Here is a 14,487-nt window from a genome sequence, read left to right on the forward strand (position 1 = left end):
TGGGGCGAATTATCGCCAAAAGTCAGCGGCGGCAAAGTGAAGCAGGTCGCCCTGCAGGCAAAAAAAAAACCTGCCGCAGCGGGCGGCAGGTTCTTTTCGATGCAATGGCGCGGATCAGCGCTTCATCGAACCGAAGAACTCGTCGTTGGACTTGGTGTTCTTCATCTTGTCGAGCAGGAATTCCATCGCGGCCATTTCATCCATCGGATGCAGCAGCTTGCGCAGGATCCAGATCTTCTGCAGCAGTTCCGGTTCGATCAGCAGGTCTTCGCGGCGGGTACCGGAACGGTTGATGTCGATGGCCGGGAACACGCGCTTTTCAGCGATACGACGGCTCAGGTGCACTTCGCTGTTGCCGGTGCCCTTGAACTCTTCGTAGATCACCTCGTCCATCTTCGAGCCGGTGTCGACCAGCGCGGTGGCGATGATGGTCAGGCTGCCGCCTTCTTCCACGTTGCGCGCGGCACCGAAGAAGCGCTTCGGGCGGTGCAGGGCGTTGGCGTCCACACCACCGGTCAGCACCTTGCCCGAGCTCGGCACCACGTTGTTGTAGGCGCGGGCCAGGCGGGTGATCGAGTCGAGCAGGATCACCACATCCTTCTTGTGCTCGACCAGGCGCTTGGCGCGCTCGATGACCATTTCGGCCACCTGCACGTGGCGCGCGGCCGGCTCGTCGAAGGTCGAGCTGATGACCTCGCCGCGCACGGTGCGCTGCATTTCGGTCACTTCTTCCGGGCGCTCGTCGATCAGCAGCACGATCAGGTGCACGTCCGGATGGTTGGTGGTGATGGCGGTGGCGACCTGCTGCATCATCATCGTCTTGCCGGCCTTGGGCTGCGACACGATGAGCGAGCGCTGGCCCTTGCCCTGCGGCGCCATCAGGTCGAGGATGCGGCCGGTGATGTCTTCCGACGAACCGTTGCCACGCTCAAGGGTGAAGCGGCGGCGCGGGAACAGTGCGGTCAGGTTCTCGAACAGCACCTTGTTCTTCGACGCTTCGATCGGCTCGCCGTTGATGGTGTCGACGATGTTCAGCGCGAAGTAGCGCTCGCCGTCCTTCGGGAAGCGGATGCGGCCGGAGATGTGGTCGCCGGTGCGCAGGTTGAAGCGGCGGATCTGGCTGGGCGAGATGTAGGTGTCGTCAGGGCCGGCCAGGTAGCTGGCTTCGGCCGCGCGCAGGAAACCGAAGCCATCCGGCAGGATTTCCAGCACACCATCGGCGGCGACGCCGTCACCGTGGCGGGTCAGCACCTTCAGCAGGGCGAAGATCACGTCCTGCTTGCGGGCACGGGCCACGCCTTCGGAGATCTGCAGCTGCTCGGCGATTTCCAGCAGCTTCTGTGCCGGCATGCGCTTGAGGTCGCTCAGCGAGTACACCGGGAAGCCCTCGGGCACGTTGGCGTGCGGGCGCGGCACGAACGGCTGCTGTTCGCCGCCGTCATTGGACATGCCATCGTCGCGGAAGCGGTTGTTGCGGTCACGGTCGCGGCGGTTGCGGAAGCGGTCGCGGCGGTTGCCCTGACCTTGCCCCTGGCCCTGCTGGCCGTTCTGGTTGTACGGGTTCTGGCCCTGGTTCTGGCCACCCCCCTGGTGATTCTGCTGCCGCGGCTGGCCGGATTCGCGGCCCTCGCCACCCTCGCCACCGCCACTGCTGGCAGGGGCCTCGGCGGCGGGCGCGCTCGGCGCAGGTGCTGCGGCCGGCGCCGGTGCTTCGGGCGCGGCGGCCAGCGGCAGGGTCGGCTGCGCCGGAGCGGCGCTGGTTTCTGCGGCTGCCGGGGCGGCGGCCTTGCTCACGCGGGGCTTGCGCACGCGCTTTTCGGCGGGCGCATCAGCGCTGCCGGTTTCGGAAGTGTTATCGGACAAGAGCGTTATTCCTCGCTTGACGGTGCGAGCGCCCGGCTGGGGCGGCGAACGTTGGGAATGGGTCTGGAAGAAACTGCGTCCAGAGGGTGCGGCACGCGAACGCGGCCGGATATGCCGACACTATCATCGGCCTGCGGCGCCATGCAAGGGTCGCCGGGAACAGCATTCATCATGGGCGTGGTGCGCCCGCCGGCAGCCGCGCTCGGCGGCTGCCGGAGACCGGCAGGATCAGGCCAAGGCCTTGTCCAGCAGGCCGGCCAGCTGGGCCTTGCCCACCGCACCGATCTGCTCGCCGACCTTCTCGCCATCCTTGAACACGACCAGGTACGGAATCGAACGCACGTGGTACTTCGCGGCCAGCGCACGGTTGTGGTCAACGTTGACCTTGGCGATCTTGGCGCGGCCCTGGTAGGCATCGGCCAGCTCGTCCAGCGCCGGGGCGATCATCTTGCAGGGGCCACACCACTCGGCCCAGAAATCGACCAGCACCGGTTCCTTGGAATTCAGCACTGCGCTATCAAAGTCGGCGTCGCCGACATGTACAACCTTGTCGCTCATCTTGGTTTCTCGTCTTGGATTGCACCCGGCCATGCCGGAGGTGGGTGAACTGGGCCTTGCCCGGTGGCGCGACCCTCGTCGTTGCCTCGCGGCGCACTGCCGCGGTGCGTTCGGCGGGATGCCTGGACGCTCACGGCCGGCAGTGTACCCCTATCGCGGGGCAGGGACAGGCGCCGTCTGGAACCCAGCGTATCGTGATCGCTTCGATGGCCGGTATGTGTCGGATTTCACTGTCTTCCTGAAGATGGGGCTGGCAGTGGGCGACACCAGCGCCTCCGTGCAGGCCGTTCAAGTCCGGTGTGGCTGGGTGAAGGTCACGTCTCTGGATGCCATGAGACGTCGCATTCCGGTTTGCCTGCCCGAGTGCGTTAAACTGGGACATTGTGCGGCGCACGGACCGAGGGGTCCCGGCCTGCCAACCCGCCGCAGGGGCCGCAGTTTGCGACGGTTCCCCTAGACGCTGAAGTGCCAGCCGCCCCAAGGGCCGGCGGCCATACCAAGACGGACTCATGAGCGACAAACCGCTGACCGATTTGACCTTCTCCTCCTTCGAGCTGCACCCGGCCCTGCAGGCCGGCCTTGAAGGAGCCGGATTCACCCGCTGCACCCCGATCCAGGCGCTGACCCTGCCGGTCGCGCTGCCCGGTGGTGATGTTGCCGGCCAGGCCCAGACCGGTACCGGCAAGACCCTGGCCTTCCTGGTCGCTGTCGTGAACCGCCTGCTGACCCGTCCGGCGCTGGCCGACCGCAAGCCGGAAGACCCCCGCGCCCTGATCCTCGCCCCGACCCGCGAACTGGCCATCCAGATCCACAAGGATGCGGTGAAGTTCGGTTCCGACCTGGGCCTGCGTTTCGCGCTGGTTTACGGTGGCGTGGATTACGACAAGCAGCGCGAGCTGCTGCAGCAGGGCGTGGACGTGATCATCGCCACCCCGGGCCGCCTGATCGACTACGTCAAGCAGCACAAGGTGGTTTCGCTGCATGCCTGCGAGATCTGCGTGCTGGACGAAGCCGACCGCATGTTCGACCTGGGCTTCATCAAGGACATCCGCTTCCTGCTGCGCCGCATGCCGGAACGCACCATCCGCCAGACCCTGCTGTTCAGCGCCACCCTCAGCCATCGCGTGCTGGAGCTGGCCTACGAGCACATGAACGAGCCGCAGAAGCTGGTGGTCGAAGCCGAGACCATCACCGCTGCCCGCGTGCGCCAGCGCATCTACTTCCCGGCCGACGACGAGAAGATCCCGCTGCTGCTGGGCCTGCTGTCGCGCAGCGAAGGCGCGCGGACCATGGTGTTCGTCAACACCAAGGTGTTCGTCGAGCGCGTTGCCCGCTCGCTGGAAAAGGCCGGCTATCGCGTCGGCGTGCTGTCCGGCGACGTGCCGCAGAAGAAGCGCGAGAGCCTGCTCAACCGCTTCCAGAAGGGCCAGCTGGAAATCCTGGTGGCCACCGACGTCGCCGCGCGCGGCCTGCACATCGACGGCATCAAGTACGTCTACAACTACGACCTGCCGTTCGATGCCGAAGACTACGTGCACCGCATCGGCCGTACCGCGCGCCTGGGTGAAGAAGGTGATGCGATCAGCTTCGCCTGCGAACGCTACGCGATGGGCCTGCCGGACATCGAGGCCTACATCGAGCAGAAGATTCCCTCCGAGCCGGTCACCAAGGAACTGCTGACGCCGCTGCCGCGCCCGGAACGCCCGGCCCCGGCTGCAGGCGAGGAAGGCGAGGACAACGAAAGCGTCGGCCAGATCTTCCGTGAAGCGCGCGAAGCCCGCGCCGCCGAGGAAGAGCGTCGGGGCGGCGGCCGCAGTGGCGGTCGCTCCGGCAGTGGTGGTGGTCGTGGTGGCCGTGACGGCGAGCGCAGCGGCGAACGCCGTTCGCGCGGCCCGCGCAAGCCGCGCGTGGAAGGCGAGCAGGGCGCTGCTGCCCCGGTCGCCGGTGCTGAAGGCGCCGCTGCCCAGGCCCCGCGTCCGCCGCGCCCGCCGCGCGCCGAAGGCGCACCGGAAGGTGCCGTGGATGGTGAACACAAGCCGCGCAAGCGCCGTCGTCGTCGCCATGGCCGTCCGGTAGAGGGTGCCGAGGGCGTGCAGGCCAACGCCGGCAACGGCGCGAGCCCGGTGACCCCGGTGCAGGTGGTGGCCAAGCCGGTGCGTACCGCCGCCGATACCGGCGATTCGTTCCTGACCCGCATCGGCCGCAAGATCCGGCGGATGCTGTCGGGCAACTAAGCCGCCGATGGTGCGTGCGGTCCTCAGTCCGCACTGAGCCGAGCATGGGCTCGGCTCTACAGCCCCCATGCCGCCCTGTAGAGCCGAGCCTACGCTCGGCTGCTCCTGCGGCTACCACCAATCGCCCCACCATCTCCACGACGTCGCGCAGGTCCTGCATAATCGGGGCATGAGTGTCCTGCGCTTCGACAATGTCAGCAAACAGTACGCCGGTGGCCACGAGGCACTGACCGATGTCAGCTTCGAGGTCGCGCCGGGCGAGATGCTGTTCGTCACCGGCCATTCCGGTGCGGGTAAAAGTACGCTGCTCAAGTTGATCCACCTCGACGAGCGGCCCAGCCGTGGCGCGGTGGTGTTCGACGAGCGCAACCTGCTGAAGGTGCGCGGCGGCGACGTGCCGCGCCACCGACGCGCGGTGGGGGCGGTCTACCAGGACCACCGCCTGCTGATGGACCGCTCGATTGCCGAGAACGTGGCGCTGCCGCTGATCCTGCGTGGTACCCGCCGTGGCGACATCAACAAGCGCGTGCGTTCAGTGCTCGAGCGCATGGGCCTGGGCCATCGTGAGAAGGCACTGCCCTCGCAGCTGTCGGCCGGCGAGCAGCAGCGCGTCGGCATCGCCCGCGCCATCGTCGGCGAGCCCAAGCTGCTGGTGGCCGATGAGCCGACCGGCAATCTCGACCCGACCCTGGCAGCGGAGATCATGGCCCTGTTCGCCGAGCTGCCCTCGCGCGGCACCAGCGTGCTGGTGGTCAGCCACGACCTGCCGCTGCTGCGCCGCATGCGCAAGCGCGTATTGATCCTCGACCACGGCCGGCTGGTGGATGACATCTCGCCGCAGGACCTGGCGGAGTAACCGATGGCGAAGAACGAAAACAGCGAAGCCGCCGCCCCGTCGCGCGTGGGCGTCTGGTTCCAGCACCACGTGCACAGCGTGGTGTTCAGCCTGGGCCGCGCCTGCCGCAAGCCGTGGGCGACCCTGCTGACCGTGATGGTCATGGCGCTGGCCCTGGCGTTGCCGCTGGGGCTGTCGATCGCGCTGGACAACCTCAAGCAGTTCGCCGGCAGCGTGCAGCAGTCGCGCGACATCAACGTGTTCCTGAAGGGCAACATCGATGGTCCCGGTGCGCTTCGCCTGGCCGGCCAGCTGCGCGACCGCGATGACGTGGCCGAAGTGAATGTGCGCACACCCGAGCAGGGCCTGCAGGAACTGCGTGATGCCGGCCTCGGTGAGGCGATCGATGCGCTCAACGACAATCCGTTGCCCTCGCTGCTGGTGATCACCCCGGGCCAGGGCAAGGACGACGCACGCCTGGCGCGCGCGCTGGAAAGCCTGCCCGAGGCCGATCTGGTGCAGCACGATGCGCTGTGGCGCCAGCGCCTGGACGCCTGGCTGGCGTTCGGTGCACGTCTGGTGCAGGTGCTGTCGGTGCTGCTCGGCGTGGGCGCCGCGCTGGTGGTCGGCAACACCGTGCGCCTTGACATCCAGGCCCGTCGCGAAGAGATCGGCGTGCTGCAGCTGCTCGGCGCGAGCGATGGCTTCATCCGCCGCCCGTTCCTGTACCTGGGCGCGTGGTACGGGCTGGGCGCCGGCGCGGTAGCGCTGGCCCTGATCGGCGCCGCCGGTGCCGCCCTGCGCGTGCCGCTGGCCGAACTCTCGCGCAGCTACGGCAGCCCGTTCGTGCTGCATGGCCTGGACCTGCTGCACGGCGGCCTGGTCCTGGTCGGCACGCTGCTGCTGGGCTGGCTGGGCGCCTGGCTGGTGACCGGCCACTTCCTCCGCCAGACCCGTCCGACCGACACCTGAGACCGGCATGCAACCGCAAGCGCTGAAGCACCTTGAAGGGCCCGCGACGCGGGTGATGGTGGTCGATGGTTCGAAGCTGGTCCGCAAACTGATCGCCGATGTCCTGCAGCGTGACCTGCCGGGCGTGGAGGTGATCGGCTGCGACAGCATCGAGGATGCGCAGCAGGCGCTGGCGCAGGGCCCGGTGGACCTGGTGACGACCTCGCTGACCCTGCGCGATGGCGACGGCCTGGCGCTGGCGCGGATGGTGCGCGAAGCCGCCGGCCAGGCCTATGTGCCGGTGATCGTTGTGTCCGGCGATGCCCAGCAGCACCTGGAGCAGCGACGCTTCACCGAGTACGTCACCGACTATTTCGACAAGGCGCTGGGCCATGAGGCACTGGCGACCTTCATCCGTGGCTATGTGCAGCCGCAGACCATCCCCGGCGCCACCATCCTCTATATCGAAGACAGCCGCGTGGTGGCCGAGGCCACCAAGCGCATGCTCGAGCGCCAGCAGTTGAACGTACTGCACGTGGTCAGCGCCGAAGAGGCATTCACCCTGCTCACTGCCGAGTCGCTGGGCCGCAGCCGCCACCGCATCGACCTGGTGCTGACCGATGTCACCCTGAAGGGCGAACTGAGCGGGCGCGACGTGGTGCAGCGCGTGCGCGTGGACTTCGGTTACGGCAAGCGCCGCCTGCCGGTGCTGGTGATGACCGGTGATGGCAACCCGCACAACCAGACCGGGCTGCTGCAGTCCGGTGCCAATGACCTGGTGCTCAAGCCGATCGAAGAGCGGCTGCTGGTCACCAAGGTGTTGTTCCAGCTGCGCCTGGCCCGATTGAACGATGGACCCCTGATCCGATGATGGATGAAGTAGCCGACACCCCGACGATCCAGCTGGAACCGAGCTGGAAGCAGCATGTCGGCGATTACCTGCTGCAGCCGCAGATGCGCGAGCTGTCCAGCTTCCTGCGCCAGCGCAAGGCCAGTGGCGCGGCGGTGTTCCCGCCCGGCCCGCAGATCTTCGCCGCGTTCGACGCCACGCCGTTCGAGCAGGTGAAGGTGGTGATCCTCGGGCAGGACCCGTACCACGGCCGCGGCCAGGCGCATGGCCTGAGTTTCTCGGTGCCGCCGGGCGTGCCGGTGCCGCCGTCGCTGCTGAACATCTACAAGGAGATCGAGAGCGATCTCGGCATCCCGCGCCCGGACCACGGCTGCCTGATTCCGTGGGCGCAACGTGGGGTGCTGCTGCTCAATGCCGTGCTGACGGTGGAAGAGGGCAAGGCTGGTGCCCACCAGGGGCGTGGCTGGGAGGGCTTCACCGATCACGTGGTGGACGTGCTCAACCGCGAACGCGAAGGCCTGGTGTTCCTGCTGTGGGGCGCCTATGCGCAGCAGAAGGGCAAGGTCATCGACACCCGACGCCATCGCGTGCTGAAGTCGCCGCACCCGTCGCCGCTGTCGGCCCATCGTGGCTTCCTCGGCTGCCGGCATTTCTCGATGGCCAACGAGTACCTGCAGCGTCGCGGCCAGGCCCCGATCGACTGGTCGCTGCCGCCGCGTTCGGCGCTTTGAGCACCGGCGGGCTGCCGGGCCTGAACACCGGGCAACGTCTTCGGCGCTGAATGGGCCTTCAGAACGGCCCGTTCAGCTCCGCTTGACTGAAATCGGCCGGTTTCCGCCGGGTAATTGCTTGAATTCCAAGGGATTGTGAATCCCGAAAAGCGTGCTCGCCACTGTCATCAAATCGCGCTACGGTAGGGCTCTGTTTGGGACCAGTGTTGCATCAATAGGATGCTGGAACTTTTTCCTCCTTTAGCAGTCCAAATCCCGGACTGCTAAGATGGGTGCCTATGAGCCAGAACACCTCTACTGCCCTTGTGGCAAACAATCTCCCGATTCCCAGTGCGCTCGGTTCGCTGGACGCCTATATCGGTGCCGTGCACCAGATCCCGGTGCTGTCGGTCGATGACGAACAGGACCTGGCCCGTCGCTTCCGCGACGGCAACGATCTGGACGCCGCCCGCGAGCTGGTGCATTCGCACCTGCGCTTCGTGGTGCACGTGGCCCGCGGCTACAACGGCTACGGCCTCGCGCTGGGCGACCTGATCCAGGAAGGCAACATCGGCCTGATGAAGGCGGTCAAGCGCTTCGACCCGGACATGGGCGTGCGCCTGGTCTCCTTCGCCGTGCACTGGATCCGTGCCGAAATGCACGAGTTCATCCTGAAGAACTGGCGCATCGTGAAGGTCGCCACCACCAAGGCGCAGCGCAAGCTGTTCTTCAACCTGCGCAAGTCGAAGACGCGCCTGGGCTGGATGAACGCGGCTGAAGTCAGCGCGGTGGCCAAGGACCTGAACGTGTCCGAGCGCGAGGTCATGGAAATGGAGTCGCGCCTGTCCGGTCGCGATATCGGTTTCGATGCGCCGACCGACGAGGACAACGAGCACGCCCCGCCGTCGCCGGCTGCGTTCCTGGTTGCCGATGACGAAGACCCGTCGATGGCCTACGAGCGCGAGGACAGCGAAGACAACCAGATGCAGCTGCTGCGCGAAGGCCTGGCCGAACTGGATGCGCGTTCGCGCGACATCATCCGTCGTCGCTGGCTGGATGCCGACAGCAAGGTGACGCTGCAGGAACTGGCCGACGAGTACGGTGTGTCGGCTGAGCGCATCCGCCAGGTCGAGGCGAACGCGCTGAAGAAGATGAAGGCGCTGTTCACCGCGTAAGCGGGAAGGCGTCGCAATTGTGAAAGGCCCGGCAGCAGTGCCGGGCCTTTCTTGTCTGCGCGGATGCCCCCGCTCTGCTACACACTGCGGTCGGACGTCAAAGGCGGTGGCCTGTCAGCGGCGCAGCCCGTACAAGGAGTCCACGATGAGTTACGAGTACAGACTGGTGTTCGATCACACCTCAGCAGCGAAGCGCGTCATGGACGTACTGGCTGAGGACGCCAGCTGCGTAGGGCGTCAGGGGCCGGATCTCTGGTTGAAGGATCGAGCGCTGCATAATGGCGCGGACTACGATGTGGGGCTGACGTACGAAGGTGACTGCTCGCTGTGGTTGCAGATCCAGACCGGCTCCCCGTATCTGCATGCACGCCTGCAGGACGCGCTGGACGGCGCGTCTGTGGTCTGCCTGGAAGACGGTGATATCAGTGACGCCGTAACGCTGCGCACCGCATTTCGCATCCGGTGACAACGACCCGGCTGTGCCGGGTCGTTCCGTTCGGCCAGTAGATCCACGCCACGCGTGGATGCCTGATCTGCATTCACGCTTCGCGTGTGATCGCGCGCCAGCCGATGTCGGTGCGGTGGTACTCGTTTCACCGCATAAGCAGGAAGGCGTTGGAATGAAGAAAGGCCCGGCAGTGATGCCGGGTCTTTTTGTTTTTGGAGCACATCCACGCATGGCGTGGATCAATCCTGACGCCAGGGCGGCAGCTGCGCCGACCGGAGCATGCGCTGGTTGCTGACTTTCACGCCGTACCACTCGGTGGCACGGTATGATCATGTCACGTGTCTTCCGCACTCGAAGCTTCAACCGCAGTACACGACGTTCTTCACTGACCGATAGAGCCTTGTGCCACGCGGTGGTGGAAATGCGTCAAGGACTGATTGATGCAGATATAGGGGGCGGCCTTCTCAAAAAGCGAGTTGCGCTGCCGGGCCGCGGAAAGCGCGGTAGCGCCCGCGTTATTGTCGCAACTAAGGTGGGGCGCTACTGGTTCTTTCTCTTCTGCTACGAGAAGAACGCGCGCCCGACCATCAGTAGTGCGGAACGGGATGCCCTTCAGCTGTATGCGTCTGAGTTCTTGAGAATGTGCCCTGCACAGTTGGACAGGGCAGTTATCTGCGGAGAACTGCAGGAGATTTGCCATGACAAAGACGGTTGAACATAGACGTGCAAAGAGTGCGATCCTCGATGCGGTGCATGAAGGCGCGGCGGGCCTTTACGCCAGCGGCTTCATCGACAAGCGGCGCATGAGCATGTACGAGGCGCTTTGTCTGGAGCCTGTGCCCGAATACAGCAGCGCCCAGATCCGTGCACTTCGCACGTCGTTGGAACTTAGCCAGCCGTTGTTCGCAGGTGTGCTCAACACCAGCGTTTCGACGGTCCGTAGCTGGGAGCAGGGCGAGAAGAAGCCAAGCGGGCCGTCGCTGAAGCTTTTGAACCTGATCGACCGTAAGGGCCTGGACGCCGTTCTCTAGAGCAAAGGCCCGGCATTGCCGGGCCTCCCTCGTTGGTGAGATTCATCCACGCCACGCGTGGATGCCTGATCCACATTCAGCCCTCGCGTGCGATCGCGCGCCAGCCGATGTCGGTGCGGTGGAACGCGTTGGCCCAGGTCACCTTGGCCACGCCGGCATAGGCATTGGCCTGTGCGTCGCGCACGCTGTCGCCCAGTGCGGCCACGCACAGCACGCGGCCACCGGCACTGACCACCTGGCCCTGCGCATCCAATGCCGTACCGGCATGGAACACCTTGGCGCTGGCCGGCACGTCGCCCAGGCCGGAAATCACGTCACCGGTGATCGGCGCTTCCGGGTAGGGCTTCGCGGCCAGCACCACGCCCAGTGACGGGCGCGCATCCCACTGCGCTTCTACCTGGTCCAGGCGGCCATCAATCGCCGCTTCCACCAGCTCGACCAGGTCCGACTGCAGGCGCAGCATCACCGGCTGGGTTTCCGGATCGCCGAAGCGCACGTTGAATTCAATTACCTTCGGCGCGCCGCTGGCATCGATCATCAGGCCGGCGTAGAGGAAACCGGTGAACGGGATGCCGTCGGCGATCATACCCTGCACGGTCGGGTTCACCACTTCGCGCATCACGCGTGCATGCACCTCCGGCGTCACTACCGGCGCTGGCGAGTACGCGCCCATGCCACCCGTGTTGGGGCCGGTGTCGCCGTCGCCGACGCGCTTGTGGTCCTGCGAGGTGGCCATCGGCAGCGCATGCACGCCGTCCACCATCGAAATGAAGCTGGCTTCCTCGCCATCGAGGAATTCCTCGATCACCACGCGGGCGCCGGCATCGCCGAACGCGTTGCCGGAGAGCATGTCACGCACCGCGTCTTCGGCCTCGGCCAACGTCATTGCGACGATCACGCCCTTGCCGGCGGCCAGGCCATCGGCCTTGACCACGATCGGTGCACCCTTCTCGCGGATGTAGGCCAGGGCAGCGTCCACGTCGGTGTGCACGGCATAGAACGCGGTGGGGATGTTGTGGCGGGCCAGGAAGTCCTTGGCGTAGGCCTTGCTGCCTTCCAGCTGCGCGGCGGCGGCGGTTGGCCCGAAGATGCGCAGGCCGGCGGCGCGGAAGCGGTCGACCACACCGGCCACCAGCGGTACTTCCGGGCCGACCACGGTCAACGCCACGCCTTCAGCCTGGGCCAGCGCCAGCAGGCCGTCGATATCGGTCACCTTCACCGCCACGTTGCGGCACTTGTCTTCGCTGGCGGTACCGGCGTTGCCGGGCGCCACGATCACGTCGGTGACACGGGAGGACTGGGCCAGCTTCCATGCCAGGGCGTGTTCGCGGCCGCCGGAGCCGATGACGAGGATCTTCATGGGACAGGGTTCTCGGATACGGAAAAGAAAAGCCGGGCAGGGCCCGGCTTGGTGATGCGGATCAGTGGCGGAAGTGGCGCACGCCGGTGAACACCATGGCCAGGCCATGTTCGTCGGCGGCGGCGATCACTTCGGCATCGCGCATCGAACCGCCCGGCTGGATAACCGCCTTGATGCCGGCGGCAGCGGCGGCATCGATGCCGTCGCGGAACGGGAAGAACGCATCGGAGGCCATCACCGAACCCTCGACCACCAGGTTCGCGTCGGCGGCCTTGATGCCGGCGATGCGGGCCGAGTACACGCGGCTCATCTGGCCGGCGCCGACACCGATGGTGCGGTTGTCCTTGGCGTAGACGATCGCGTTGGACTTCACGAACTTGGCCACCTTCCAGGCAAACAGCAGGTCGGTGAACTGCTTGTCGGTCGGCGCCAGCTTGCTGACCACCTTCAGCTCGTCGCGGGTCATGCCGCGGTTGTCTGACGACTGCAGCAGCAGGCCCGAGCCGACGCGCTTGCTGTCGAAGTTGTTCAGACCGTCGCCATGCGGGATGCGCAGCACGCGTACGTTGGCCTTCTTCTGCGCGTACTCCAGCGCGGCCGGCTCGTAGTCCGGGGCAATCAGCACCTCCACGAACTGGCGGTCCAGGATCACCTTGGCGGTGGCGGCGTCCAGCGGCGTGTTGAAGGCGATGATGCCGCCGAAGGCGCTGGTCGGGTCGGTGGCGTAGGCCAGCTCGTAGGCATCGCCGTTGCCGGCGCCGACGGCCACGCCGCACGGGTTGGCGTGCTTGACGATGACGCAGGCCGGCGCATCGAACTGGCGCACGCATTCCCACGCCGCATCGGCATCGGCCAGGTTGTTGTAGCTCAGCTCCTTGCCCTGCAGCTGCTGGAAGGTGGCCAGCGTGCCCGGGACCGGGTACAGGTCGCGGTAGAACGCGCCGCTCTGGTGCGGGTTCTCGCCGTAGCGCAGGTCCATCACCTTCACGAAGGTGGAGTTCATCTGCGCCGGGTATTCGGCACGGGCCGGCACGGCGGCGTCGGTGGCGGTGACCGCCGACAGGTAGTTGCTGATCGCCGCATCGTACTGGGCGACGCGGTTGAACGCGGCCACCGAGAACGCGAAGCGGGTGGCAGCCGTCAGCTGGCCGCTGTTGGCCTCCAGCGAGGCCAGCAGCTCGGGGTACTGCGACGGGTCGGTGGCCACTGCCACGCGGGCGAAGTTCTTGGCCGCCGAACGCAGCATGGCCGGGCCGCCGATGTCGATGTTCTCGACCGCGTCGGCCAGGGTGCAGTCGGCCTTGGCGGTGACCGATTCGAACGGATACAGGTTCAGCACCAGCAGGTCGATGGCGCCGATGCCGTGCTCGGCCATCACCGCGTCATCCAGGCCGGAGCGGCCCAGCAGGCCGCCGTGCACCATCGGGTGCAGGGTCTTGACCCGGCCGTCCATCATTTCCGGGAAACCGGTGACCTCGGCCACGTCCTTCACCGCCAGGCCCGCCTCGCGGATCGCCTTGGCGGTGCCGCCGGTGGACAGCAGCTCCACGCCGCGTGCCGCCAGCGCAGTGGCCAGCTCGACCAGACCGGTCTTGTCGGAAACGGAGAGGAGGGCCCGGCGGACGGGCAACAGATCAGCAGTCATGGGACGGAATCGGCAGCGGAGCGGGGCCGATATTGTAGGCGGTGGGGGCCGGTGGCGGGCGCTGGTGGTGGTAATCAACCCGCACCGATGGCCTGTGGCCGCCTTCAGCACCGTCTGGCCGGGGGGCCGCAATCAATTCGATGGGGCGCGCTGCCCCAATCGGGTAGGCTGTGCGGGAACTGCCAAGGATCAGCGGGTTCGGATCGTGTCGATCTATGCATTGAAAGGACGTTTTCAGGACCTCCTGCGTCCGGCCGTACGCGGCCTGTACCGCGTGGGGATCACCGCCAATGCGGTGACCGTGGCCGCTGCCGTGGTCTCGCTGCTGGTGGCCGGCGCCGTCTGGTGCTGCGCGCCGGCCCAGCCATGGCTGTACCTGTTGCTGCCGCTGTGGATGCTGCTGCGCATGGCGCTCAACGCCGTGGACGGCATGCTGGCCCGCGAATTCGGCCAGCAGTCGCGGCTGGGTGCCTATCTGAACGAATTATGCGATGTGATCGCCGATGCGGCGCTGTACCTGAGCCTGCTCAGCGTGCCGGGCGTGCGCCCGGAGGCGCTGTGGCTGCTGGCCTGGACCGCGGCGCTGAGCGAATACGCCGGCGTGCTGGGGCTGATGGTCGGCGCCAGCCGCCGCTATGACGGCCCGATGGGCAAGAGCGACCGCGCCTTCGTGATCGGTGCGCTGGGCCTGCTGCTGGCGTTTGAGTGGGTTGGCGCGTTGACGGTCACGGGCGTGGCCGCGGCCATGGCGGTGCTGTGCGTGCTGACGATGGTCAACCGGGTCCGTCGGGGACTGCGGGAAACCGCAGTTTCGCCAAATTAATCAA

At 66.5% G+C, this 14,487-nt stretch carries 14 protein-coding genes; 10 read left to right on the forward strand and 4 right to left on the reverse strand.

From position 1 onward, the window contains the following. Positions 1 to 114: 114 nt before the first annotated feature. Entirely contained in the window at positions 115 to 1,863 is a 1,749-nt protein-coding gene (rho, locus tag A7X97_RS14595) for a transcription termination factor Rho (RefSeq protein ID WP_053498291.1), read from the reverse strand. Between the two features lie 228 nt (positions 1,864 to 2,091). Continuing rightward, the gene (gene trxA, locus A7X97_RS14600; RefSeq protein ID WP_005411275.1) at positions 2,092 to 2,421 is read right to left on the reverse strand and encodes a thioredoxin; all 330 of its coding nucleotides are present in this window, start codon (positions 2,419 to 2,421) and stop codon (positions 2,092 to 2,094) included. Between the two features lie 509 nt (positions 2,422 to 2,930). Between trxA and rhlB the strand changes: the two genes are divergently transcribed. The 9 genes from rhlB (at position 2,931) to A7X97_RS14650 (ending at position 10,655) form a co-directional block, all read left to right on the forward strand. Then, complete coding sequence (rhlB, locus tag A7X97_RS14610; RefSeq protein WP_072167299.1) at positions 2,931 to 4,655, forward strand: ATP-dependent RNA helicase RhlB; 1,725 nt, start codon at positions 2,931 to 2,933, stop codon at positions 4,653 to 4,655. A gap of 169 nt (positions 4,656 to 4,824) precedes the next feature. After that, positions 4,825 to 5,511, forward strand: coding sequence for a cell division ATP-binding protein FtsE (ftsE, locus tag A7X97_RS14615; RefSeq protein ID WP_005419728.1), 687 nt, complete (start codon positions 4,825 to 4,827; stop codon positions 5,509 to 5,511). A gap of 3 nt (positions 5,512 to 5,514) precedes the next feature. After that, positions 5,515 to 6,462 (forward strand): permease-like cell division protein FtsX, encoded by a 948-nt coding sequence (ftsX, locus tag A7X97_RS14620; protein ID WP_005419726.1) that lies wholly within the window; start codon positions 5,515 to 5,517, stop codon positions 6,460 to 6,462. Positions 6,463 to 6,469: 7 nt separating this feature from the next. Next, complete coding sequence (locus tag A7X97_RS14625) at positions 6,470 to 7,312, forward strand: response regulator (protein WP_005411271.1); 843 nt, start codon at positions 6,470 to 6,472, stop codon at positions 7,310 to 7,312. Continuing rightward, the gene (gene ung, locus A7X97_RS14630; protein ID WP_088497438.1) at positions 7,309 to 8,022 is read left to right on the forward strand and encodes a uracil-DNA glycosylase; all 714 of its coding nucleotides are present in this window, start codon (positions 7,309 to 7,311) and stop codon (positions 8,020 to 8,022) included. The genes A7X97_RS14625 and ung overlap by 4 nt, the downstream gene beginning before the upstream one ends. Before the next feature lie 278 nt (positions 8,023 to 8,300). After that, positions 8,301 to 9,176 (forward strand): RNA polymerase sigma factor RpoH, encoded by an 876-nt coding sequence (rpoH, locus tag A7X97_RS14635; RefSeq protein ID WP_005411269.1) that lies wholly within the window; start codon positions 8,301 to 8,303, stop codon positions 9,174 to 9,176. Positions 9,177 to 9,321: 145 nt separating this feature from the next. Then, entirely contained in the window at positions 9,322 to 9,642 is a 321-nt protein-coding gene (locus A7X97_RS14640) for a hypothetical protein (protein WP_088497437.1), read from the forward strand. Positions 9,643 to 9,955: 313 nt separating this feature from the next. Then, positions 9,956 to 10,339 (forward strand): type II toxin-antitoxin system RelE/ParE family toxin, encoded by a 384-nt coding sequence (locus tag A7X97_RS14645; RefSeq protein WP_227836824.1) that lies wholly within the window; start codon positions 9,956 to 9,958, stop codon positions 10,337 to 10,339. Next, a complete protein-coding gene (locus tag A7X97_RS14650) occupies positions 10,323 to 10,655 on the forward strand; it encodes a helix-turn-helix domain-containing protein (RefSeq protein ID WP_111008093.1) in 333 nt (110 codons plus the stop codon). The genes A7X97_RS14645 and A7X97_RS14650 overlap by 17 nt, the downstream gene beginning before the upstream one ends. A gap of 76 nt (positions 10,656 to 10,731) precedes the next feature. Here A7X97_RS14650 and purD read toward each other — a convergent pair whose 3' ends face one another. Together purD and purH are read right to left on the reverse strand one after the other, a co-directional pair. Continuing rightward, the gene (purD, locus tag A7X97_RS14655; RefSeq protein WP_088497435.1) at positions 10,732 to 12,015 is read right to left on the reverse strand and encodes a phosphoribosylamine--glycine ligase; all 1,284 of its coding nucleotides are present in this window, start codon (positions 12,013 to 12,015) and stop codon (positions 10,732 to 10,734) included. 61 nt (positions 12,016 to 12,076) lie between these two features. Continuing rightward, positions 12,077 to 13,660 (reverse strand): bifunctional phosphoribosylaminoimidazolecarboxamide formyltransferase/IMP cyclohydrolase, encoded by a 1,584-nt coding sequence (purH, locus tag A7X97_RS14660; protein WP_072167297.1) that lies wholly within the window; start codon positions 13,658 to 13,660, stop codon positions 12,077 to 12,079. 205 nt (positions 13,661 to 13,865) lie between these two features. Between purH and A7X97_RS14665 the strand changes: the two genes are divergently transcribed. Continuing rightward, positions 13,866 to 14,483, forward strand: coding sequence for a CDP-alcohol phosphatidyltransferase family protein (locus A7X97_RS14665; protein ID WP_111008094.1), 618 nt, complete (start codon positions 13,866 to 13,868; stop codon positions 14,481 to 14,483). Positions 14,484 to 14,487: the final 4 nt, after the last annotated feature.

Origin of the sequence: Stenotrophomonas sepilia (genome assembly GCF_003244875.1) — a bacterium.
GTDB classification, from domain to species: Bacteria; Pseudomonadota; Gammaproteobacteria; order Xanthomonadales; family Xanthomonadaceae; genus Stenotrophomonas; species Stenotrophomonas sepilia.

Excerpts from the sequence above, each read along its gene's own strand:
- ftsE (WP_005419728.1), top strand. The coding sequence starts at position 4,825 with ATGAGTGTCCTGCGCTTCGACAATGTCAGCAAACAGTACGCCGGTGGC.
- trxA (WP_005411275.1), bottom strand. The coding sequence starts at position 2,421 with ATGAGCGACAAGGTTGTACATGTCGGCGACGCCGACTTTGATAGCGCA.
- A7X97_RS14640 (WP_088497437.1), top strand. The coding sequence starts at position 9,322 with ATGAGTTACGAGTACAGACTGGTGTTCGATCACACCTCAGCAGCGAAG.
- purD (WP_088497435.1), bottom strand. The coding sequence starts at position 12,015 with ATGAAGATCCTCGTCATCGGCTCCGGCGGCCGCGAACACGCCCTGGCA.
- ftsX (WP_005419726.1), top strand. The coding sequence starts at position 5,515 with ATGGCGAAGAACGAAAACAGCGAAGCCGCCGCCCCGTCGCGCGTGGGC.
- purH (WP_072167297.1), bottom strand. The coding sequence starts at position 13,660 with ATGACTGCTGATCTGTTGCCCGTCCGCCGGGCCCTCCTCTCCGTTTCC.
- A7X97_RS14650 (WP_111008093.1), top strand. The coding sequence starts at position 10,323 with ATGACAAAGACGGTTGAACATAGACGTGCAAAGAGTGCGATCCTCGAT.
- rpoH (WP_005411269.1), top strand. The coding sequence starts at position 8,301 with ATGAGCCAGAACACCTCTACTGCCCTTGTGGCAAACAATCTCCCGATT.
- rhlB (WP_072167299.1), top strand. The coding sequence starts at position 2,931 with ATGAGCGACAAACCGCTGACCGATTTGACCTTCTCCTCCTTCGAGCTG.
- ung (WP_088497438.1), top strand. The coding sequence starts at position 7,309 with ATGATGGATGAAGTAGCCGACACCCCGACGATCCAGCTGGAACCGAGC.
- A7X97_RS14645 (WP_227836824.1), top strand. The coding sequence starts at position 9,956 with ATGTCACGTGTCTTCCGCACTCGAAGCTTCAACCGCAGTACACGACGT.
- A7X97_RS14625 (WP_005411271.1), top strand. The coding sequence starts at position 6,470 with ATGCAACCGCAAGCGCTGAAGCACCTTGAAGGGCCCGCGACGCGGGTG.